Annotated in this window: 8 protein-coding genes and 1 pseudogene; 3 read left to right on the top strand and 6 right to left on the bottom strand. The window is 42.3% G+C overall.

Annotated features, from left to right (window positions below; genetic code table 11):
• Positions 1 to 234, bottom strand: a pseudogene (locus F6K52_RS28020) (Ureidoglycolate hydrolase); the annotation flags it as partial.
• 341 nt (positions 235 to 575) lie between these two features.
• Here F6K52_RS28020 and gntT point away from each other — a divergent pair.
• Positions 576 to 1895: a guanitoxin biosynthesis MATE family efflux transporter GntT gene (gene gntT / locus F6K52_RS28015; protein ID WP_293086230.1), complete on the top strand. Its 1320-nt coding sequence runs from the start codon at positions 576 to 578 to the stop codon at positions 1893 to 1895.
• On the opposite strand, the gene F6K52_RS28010 is transcribed toward gntT, so the two are convergent.
• Positions 1888 to 2070: a hypothetical protein gene (locus F6K52_RS28010; RefSeq protein ID WP_293086227.1), complete on the bottom strand. Its 183-nt coding sequence runs from the start codon at positions 2068 to 2070 to the stop codon at positions 1888 to 1890. The two genes, gntT and F6K52_RS28010, sit on opposite strands and share 8 nt — an antisense overlap.
• Before the next feature lie 287 nt (positions 2071 to 2357).
• On the opposite strand from F6K52_RS28010, the gene F6K52_RS28005 reads away from it, so the two are divergent.
• Positions 2358 to 3836: a sodium-dependent transporter gene (locus F6K52_RS28005; protein WP_293086224.1), complete on the top strand. Its 1479-nt coding sequence runs from the start codon at positions 2358 to 2360 to the stop codon at positions 3834 to 3836.
• A 403-nt stretch (positions 3837 to 4239) separates the two neighbouring features.
• Here the strand turns inward: F6K52_RS28005 and F6K52_RS28000 are convergent, their stop codons facing one another.
• The 4 genes from F6K52_RS28000 to F6K52_RS27985 all read right to left on the bottom strand — a co-directional run bounded on the left by F6K52_RS28000 (position 4240) and on the right by F6K52_RS27985 (position 6285).
• Positions 4240 to 5001 (bottom strand): phytochelatin synthase family protein, encoded by a 762-nt coding sequence (locus F6K52_RS28000; protein WP_293086222.1) that lies wholly within the window; start codon positions 4999 to 5001, stop codon positions 4240 to 4242.
• 282 nt (positions 5002 to 5283) lie between these two features.
• Positions 5284 to 5616, bottom strand: coding sequence for a hypothetical protein (locus tag F6K52_RS27995; protein ID WP_293086219.1), 333 nt, complete (start codon positions 5614 to 5616; stop codon positions 5284 to 5286).
• A gap of 117 nt (positions 5617 to 5733) precedes the next feature.
• Positions 5734 to 5994 (bottom strand): cyanobactin biosynthesis PatC/TenC/TruC family protein, encoded by a 261-nt coding sequence (locus F6K52_RS27990; protein ID WP_293086216.1) that lies wholly within the window; start codon positions 5992 to 5994, stop codon positions 5734 to 5736.
• Between the two features lie 84 nt (positions 5995 to 6078).
• A complete protein-coding gene (locus F6K52_RS27985; protein WP_071106734.1) occupies positions 6079 to 6285 on the bottom strand; it encodes a cyanobactin biosynthesis system PatB/AcyB/McaB family protein in 207 nt (68 codons plus the stop codon).
• Between the two features lie 876 nt (positions 6286 to 7161).
• Here F6K52_RS27985 and F6K52_RS27980 point away from each other — a divergent pair.
• The coding region (locus tag F6K52_RS27980) for a DUF4347 domain-containing protein (protein WP_293086212.1) at positions 7162 to 7875 on the top strand (714 nt) is incomplete at its 3' end.

The following is a 7875-nucleotide window of genomic DNA, read 5'->3' as shown; positions in this document are numbered from 1 at the left end:
TCCGAGACACTGAGTACATTGGACGTGGCGAGTGATTTTATCAAACTTACGACCGTTGTGGTGTAGCCGCATGATATAAAACCGGGATATCCCATTTTCCAGGTTTAACTGAGCATCATCTTGATCATAGGGTTTGCCATCTTCACTGGCAAAGATGACTTGACCGTAGGGCTGAAAGTTCTCTGATGTCACCCATTGGGCGTGTAGTTTTTGAATCGTCTTGACTTTACTCATCCTCAGTTTCCGCCGTCAGTAGTTAAAAATTAACAGCTTATTAATTTTAGCTTGTCCAAGTGCCTTGCTGTTACTCTGGCAACTAGTCTTTACTCTTTTTATATGATATCCTTTATAGGGGATATTTTTAAAATCATTACATCAATCATCAGTTTTATCTTTAGGGTTAGGTTTGGATTCCATTATTTATATTATAGTCGATTAATCGATATCTATTAATAGATAACTCTAAAAATAGTATTGGCTATAAGATTTAATCAAGCCACTAATCTGAATTAATAAAAAAGGTTAAAAAACCTTTTTTTTACCCTTAAAAATGCACTAACTATTAAGGTTAACTGATGACTTTTACGTCCTCAAATCAAGACAATGTGCTCTATCGCTTCTGGAAATTGGCGATCATCAATATTCTGTCTAATCTGACGGTACCTCTTGCGGGTTTAATCAGCGTGGCTTTCTTGGGTCATTTAGATCAAATCCGCCACTTAGCTGGAGTCGTCCTCGCTACTATCCTGTTTAACTTCATCTACAACAGTTTGGGGTTTTTACGGATGGGAACTACTGGGGTAACCGCTCAAGCCGTTGGAGGAAATGACCGAGATACGATGTTGCTGGTGGGACTTCGTAATGGCTTAATTGCTCTTATTTTAGGTGTACTTATATTAAGTTTACAGTATCCTCTCAGAGAGGTTGGATTTGCGCTGTTAAGTGCTACACCAGATGTCAAATTTTCTGGTATTGCCTATTTTAACGCTCGGATTTGGGGAGCTCCGGCAACATTACTCAATTTTGTAGTGATTGGCTGGTTTCTCGGTAGGGAAATGAGTGGTAAAGTGTTGCTGCTGTCAATTATGGGTAACTGCGCTAATATAGTTTGCGATTATTTCACTATTATTCGGTGGGGTTGGGAAAGCACTGGCGCTGGAGTATCCGTAGCAGTTAGTCAATACGTGATGGTTTTAGTGGGACTATTTTTAGTGACGCGAGAAATCCAGTGGCAAGAGCTAATATCAGTAGCGATGCGAATTTGGGACTTGTCGGAAATAAAAGCTACTTTTACCCTAAATAGCAATCTTTTTATCAGAACCTTAGCGATTATTTTAACCTTGTCTATTTTTACCAACTTGAGCTCAGCGTTTGGTACCACAGTCTTGGCGGAAAATGCTTTAATATTAGAGGTGTTAAGCATGGCTGCTTATTTGATTGATGGATTGGCATTTGCTACGGAAACTCTGACGGGTAATTTACAAGGTCAGGGAGCAAAAGAGCAGTTAGTACCTTTGTTGAGAATGGCTGGAGGAAGCTGTTTGCTATTAGGACTTAACCTTGCTTTCCTGTTTATGCTGTTTCCCCAGACACTCTTTGGCCTGTTAACAAACCACACTGAGGTGATCGAATCGATTACTCTCTATATTCCTTGGTTACTGGTAGTGTTAGGATTTGGTTCCATTGCATATATGCTGGATGGTTATTTTTTGGGCTTAGCCGCAGGAAAGACCTTACGTAATGCTACCTTAATCGCCTTGGTGGTGGGATTTGCGCCTATGGCTGTGGCGTCTTGGCAGTTTCAAAGTGCTCATCTTCTTTGGTTAGCTTTATCCTTGTTTATGGCAGGAAGAGCGATAGTACTGGGCGTAAAGTTACCAAGCACCTTTAACTAAAATATAGGGTTTGTATTTGAGATTTAAACCTATAGCAATTATCATAGCTATGAGGTAAAATTTTCGGTATTTTAGGGAACAGGGAACAGGGAACAGGGAACAGGGAACAGGGAACAGGGAATAGAAAAGAGGGAATAGAAAAGAGGGAACACGTAAAAAATCCTGTGTATCTCATTAGGCTAAAAACCGCTATATAGGGTTTGTCTTTTAGATGTAACGTAAGCATTCAGCTATCAGCCAATGGCTGAATGCTTAGGATGTAAACATAAATGAGATACACAGAATTTTTTCCCTACTCCCTACTCCCTACTCCCTACTCCCTACTCCCTAAAACCTGTGATGGAATAAGCAAACCCATGGCAGTAATTTAAAGAAGTATGAAGTATCAAGGATTAATTGTAAAGGATGAAGTATGAAGGATGAAGTATGAAGCATTAACTATCAAGATAGAGGGAATTGTAGATGGCTCGTCAACGTTGGGCTTCAAGAACAGTATTTCTCCTCGCAGCAGTAGGTTCTGCCGTTGGCTTAGGGAATGTGTGGCGCTTTCCCTACCTAGCTGGGAAATACGGTGGGGGAGCATTTCTAGTCCCTTACCTGATCGCTTTAGTCCTAATTGGGGTTCCACTGTTGATGCTGGAATTTGCGGTAGGACAAAAAATGCAACGGGGAGCCATAGGCTCATTTAGGAAATTACACCCCAATTTCGGCAGTCTCGGTCTGTTTGCCCTGATGTCAGCCTTTATCATTGTCTCTTATTATGCAGTTGTCATGGGCTGGAGCTTGATTTACTTTCTGGCATCCTTTGGGGTCAAGTGGTCCAGTGATGCTAAAGGCTACTTCTTTGAGAGTGTGCTGCAAATCAGCGATGGGGTCAACGTATTAGGTGGTATCAACTGGCCAATCTTATGGTCCCTAGTTGTAGTCTGGGTCTTGATTTATTTCTGTATTTGGAAAGGCACGACCAGTGTGGGCAAAGTCGTTGTCTATAGCGTGCCACTTCCAATTATTTTACTGGGGGTATTGCTATTACGAGCAGTAACTTTACCAGGTTTCCTCAATGGCTGGAGACTGTATCTTACTCCAGTTTGGAGCGCATTAGTTGACCCAGAAGTGTGGACAGCTGCATTCTCACAGATTTTCTTTACCTTATCTCTGGGATTTGGAATTATGGTGACTTATGCTAGCTACAAGAACTCAGAGGATGACATTGCTAAAGATACCTGGTTAACTGCCTTAATCAACAGTGGTATCAGCTTATTTGCCGGTTTTGTGGTGTTCGGAATCTTGGGATATATGGCAGGAGTTACCAACACCCCCTTGGCAGAGCTGGCTGCTTCTGGTCCTGGTCTAGCGTTTGTGGTTTTCCCGGAAGCTTTAAGCTTGATGCCCTTGCCTTGGCTGTTCAGTCTGCTATTTTTTGTGATGCTGCTTTCCCTAGGCATCGACAGCGCCTTTTCCCTAGTAGAAGCTTTGAATGCGACTATCCTCGACAAACAACAACAGAGTAATGTTGCTAAGGTTTCAATCGGGGTTTGTTTAGGAGGATTTATTGCTGGAATTATTTACACTACCAGAGCTGGATTATACATTTTAGATATTGTAGATCATTTTGTTACTAACTATAACTTGATGTTGGTAGCTATTTTCCAATCTATCCTAGTGGGATGGGTATATGGTGCAGAAAAGCTGCGACGATACATGAACCAAGTTAGTGATTGGACGGTTGGTAAATGGTGGAACTTTTCTATAAAATACCTGATTCCTATGGCTTTAGTCGCTTTGCTAGCAACCCAGTTTTCAAAAGATATTAGGACTCCCTATGAAGGATACCCAGCCTGGGCTTTAGGAATTGGCTGGGCAATCGTTTTTTTGCCATTACTTATTTTCCTGTCTTTGCTGGTCACAGACAAAACATTGATCAATGGGAGAACCGATTAATTTTATTGATTAATTTTGAAGCCGTTGACCGTAGGGCACGCTACGGCAACAGCGGTCAGCGGTCAGCGGTCAGCGGTCAGCGGTCAGCGGTCAGCGGTCAGGGTTTTTCATAACTATCAGGTACACAGGATTTTTTAGTTATTCCCTCTTCCCTCTTAGCTGCTCCCTACTCCCTGCTCCCTGCTCCCTAAAACCTAGAAATTTGTACCTAAGCGAATTGAAAACCGCTGTAATGCAATCAATAGATATCTTGCAAAAGTAGTTTTATGATAGTGTTCTTGATGCAGTCGCTCATGGGGGAAACCCCCAAGACCGCGCTGCATCGCTTTTCGTCAATTATTATCCACTGTTCCCTGTTCCCTGTTCCCTGTTCCCGACTTCTGCAAGAAGTCTAATTTGACAATCAACGAGTACTCACTAGCACAAACCCCCGTGTCTTTTTAGACTCTGAATCCTTAGTCGCCATGGCTTGCCACAATTCTTCAGCCTTGACCCAGACCGGAGGATATTTGTAACGAGAGACATCTAAGATCAGAAAACGGTCTGATTCTTGGTTGTAGGCAGCTAAAGGAGAAATATGTCCCCCAGTTTTCTGAGCAATGGCTTTGCGTAAGTAATTGACTAAGACAAAATTTTCTGCTTCTTGCAAATTCTTTACCACTATGTTGCGAAACTGATCCAGGGTCAAGTCACCACCATGGTAAACCTCTGCTTTAACTGGATAAGTTTCCAATAATCCTGCTAATTGTTCCAAAGTCATGCCCCGACGAGCAATCACCTCAGCCATGCGCACTTGCTCAGTTTTGGCATTCAAAACATTCTTTTGGGTGAAGCGGTTAGTCCTAAACTCCGGTGCCTCTGGAGCTTGAATTGATAAAGCATTGAGCACCATGACCATACTAGCTACTCCACAGTAAGCCAGGTTTTCCTGAGTGACAAACTGAATACTTAGGGGCAAATAGTCTTCTCGGGCTTGGCTTCCCATCAGTAACTGTTCGCCGTGATCGGAATCGAGGTTAATCAGATTTTCGCTGAGTGGAATTGTCTGGGCTAAGCATCCTCCATTGATCAGGAAAAACCCAATTAAAGTAGCTTGTAGGGGTATACGGAATAGTTTGATTAGACTTTTTTTAGCAGATTTTTTATCATTGTTGTAATTAATCATATAGCAATTATTATGACGAGTGAGCAACATTGCTGATCCTTTTAAGGCAATAGACAATAGCGATAGACATAAATCAGCTATTTTGGTAAACGTTGATGGCTGAATTCAACACTTCTGGCCTAATACCTAAAGTCTTATTTGAGGTTCCTCTTCTCCTGATCAAGCCCAAATACTGGCCCGACGAAAAGGTAGCTGATTGTCTCCCTTGTAGTCTTTAAATATAACCTTCCAGGGTCCGTAGTCTTCCAGTCCAGGAGCAAGCACAGGTGATTTGTGTCGCAGTTAAGGAGCAACTCTAGGCTTGCTTAATTCTACCTCAAGCACAATTTCCGTGTCCCCCGCTGGCAGATTCCTGCGCACATTGTCCTCAGTGCTTTTAATCAATTTCTCTCCTGAAAAGACTTTCAGGTAGACATTAGGAAAGATATCCTTTGGTGCTTCTCTGTAGGCAGATTCATCAAACTCGACTTGGTAAGCCCCTCGGTAATCTGTAACCGCCGTGCCGCACAAATGGTCATCTTTGACATGCTTATCCCAGACCTCAACCCGCAGACCCGGAATCCCTCTGCGAGAGTAATCGTTAAGAACGCGACCAAAAATACGAAAGCTAGACATATTCTTCCTCGAACAAGACTTACACAGCTGAAACTAAAAATTGGGTAAGGGGTAAGGGGTAACTGACCCAACTCCATTGGACTGAGTTCCTCATTCCCTTATCCCTTCATCTCCTGATTAAGCCCAAATCCGTCCCCGACGGAAAGGGGGGTCATTGTCCGGTTTCTGGTCTTTATACATAACTTTCCACCGTGCATAATCTTCTAGACCAGTAGCAAGTAACACTGATTTCTTTTCTTCATTAACCTCTGGTTGAACAGATGGAGAAGCAACCTCTGGTTGAACAGATGGAGAAGCAGCCGCAGCTTTTGCTTTTGGCTTCGCTTGGGTTTTTCTGCGACGACCGCGTCTGGGAGTTTTAGTTTCTTCTTCTGGCATAATTTTTTCTTAGTGTTTGTTAGTGTTTACGACATCTAGGTAACCGTTTCCCATGTCTTAGCTTGACCTACGGGCACCATCAGATCAATACCATCCGCCCCAGCCAGAGGTTTTCAGTTGCTGATAACTAGGGTAAGCAAAGGGTGCTGGGTCATTGTAATTGGCACCATGGGTCAAGTCCATGCGAATAGTCACCAAGTCTTGGCCTCTACCATGAACCACATCCACTGCCTGATAGGGTTGAATCAGATCCGGTCTTTTCACTGGTGCTACTTGTTTGGGGAATCTCATCAAACACTCCTTTTGGGGTCAGTAGTGCTATAATATTAAGATTATTGCTTTGGTAGCAAGTTATTTTTAGTTTTCATTTGGGTTTTTCATTAAGTGTATGCTTCCCTCTCGGTGAAGATTATCTCCTGTCAGAGGTTGAAGCACTTTTTTTGGCATTTTTCATATTTATCAATACTTTAAGCTAGGCCCGACGGGGTGACAAGCAGCCTTGTTAGCTTAATTGGGAGTAGGGTGTGGGGTGTGGGGTGTAGGGTGTGGAGTATACGAAAGCGACTGCATCAAGACAATGTACTTAATTTGTCGTTAAAAATTATCAAAACAGGGAATCAGTGTCAAAGGATACTGTACCTCATAACTGCGATAAATACTATAGGGTTTATAAATGAGATGTAAACCGAGAAGGTATTTTTTTATTGTCCAATAAAACTCCGTATCTCTTTCCCCTATTGCCTGTTCGCTGTTCCCTGTTCCCTCTTGCCCTTTGGTAGTCTTTTCACAACTTAAATAAAAAATCTATATCTAATTAAATTTGAAAGCCCTGCTTAACTGAAATTTTATAAACCTTGAGTGATACTTCATCAAAGCTTCGCCTATATTGGCCGGATATGTAGTTAGGATTGTTGAGGTTGCAAATAGGATTCTAACTACCTGATTGGTAATTTGGTTTTAGAGTGTAATTAGTCAAACCATTATTATCGAATGATTGATGCTGTTGGCAAATTTTTAATATTAGTAAGTGGATGGCAGCCACCTACTAATACTAATGTGCAGGATGCTAACAGTAATCAACCGGATTTTAGAGGACTACTGAGACTAGTAGCAATTTAACCAGTGGCTACTGTTACAAACCAAAACATTATAAAGGGTGATTTTAGCATGTTTGACATCAAAGATGCAAGTTTTAACGAACTCGATAAGTGGTTGAACTTTGGGGAGACTGAGGTACACAACGCTCTCGGAAGTGACTCCAAAACCTCTAGCACTATTGTCTTTATTGACTCAGGGGTTGATGATTATCAGAGTTTAGTGAATGGTACGGTACCGGAAGCTGAGGTCATTGTCCTGGACTCTACAGAGGATGGCGTTGAAAAAATTACCAAGGCTCTGCAACGACGCACTGATATTACTGCTATTCACATCGTTTCTCACGGTTCACCGGGATGTTTGTATTTAGGGAATAGCCAACTTAGTCTAGATACTTTACACTATTACGCCCCTCAATTAAAAACTTGGTCAACAAGTGATTCACCCACTCCTATTCTCCTGTACGGCTGCAATGTTGCTGCTGGAGATGCTGGCACAGAATTTTTGGAACGACTGCACCAAATAACTGGTACTGAGATTGCGGCTTCTGGGAACCGCACGGGTAATGCTGCCTTGGGTGGTGATTGGAATCTAGAATGTTGTACGGCTGAGATGGCTGTAGATTCAGCATTTTTGCCGGAATTGATGCAGGTATATCAAGGAGTTTTTGCTGTTTCCTTTAGCAACGCTAACAACTTTGCAGTAGGGACTGGTCCACAATCCATCGCCACCGGAGACTTTGACGGTGATGGTGATTTGGATTTAGTCACAGCAAACTTCAACTCT

It is taken from the genome of Moorena sp. SIO3H5 (assembly GCF_010692395.1).
GTDB lineage: Bacteria > Cyanobacteriota > Cyanobacteriia > Cyanobacteriales > Coleofasciculaceae > Moorena.
Note: the sequence above shows the minus strand (reverse complement) of the source record. Positions and strands in the feature narration are given on the sequence as shown.

Coding starts and splice junctions, on each gene's coding strand:
- F6K52_RS27990 (WP_293086216.1), bottom strand. CDS start 5,994: ATGCCAGAAGAAGAAACTAAAACTCCCAGACGCGGTCGTCGCAGAAAA.
- gntT (WP_293086230.1), top strand. CDS start 576: ATGACTTTTACGTCCTCAAATCAAGACAATGTGCTCTATCGCTTCTGG.
- F6K52_RS28005 (WP_293086224.1), top strand. CDS start 2,358: ATGGCTCGTCAACGTTGGGCTTCAAGAACAGTATTTCTCCTCGCAGCA.
- F6K52_RS28000 (WP_293086222.1), bottom strand. CDS start 5,001: ATGATTAATTACAACAATGATAAAAAATCTGCTAAAAAAAGTCTAATC.
- F6K52_RS27985 (WP_071106734.1), bottom strand. CDS start 6,285: ATGAGATTCCCCAAACAAGTAGCACCAGTGAAAAGACCGGATCTGATT.
- F6K52_RS28010 (WP_293086227.1), bottom strand. CDS start 2,070: ATGAGATACACAGGATTTTTTACGTGTTCCCTCTTTTCTATTCCCTCT.
- F6K52_RS27995 (WP_293086219.1), bottom strand. CDS start 5,616: ATGTCTAGCTTTCGTATTTTTGGTCGCGTTCTTAACGATTACTCTCGC.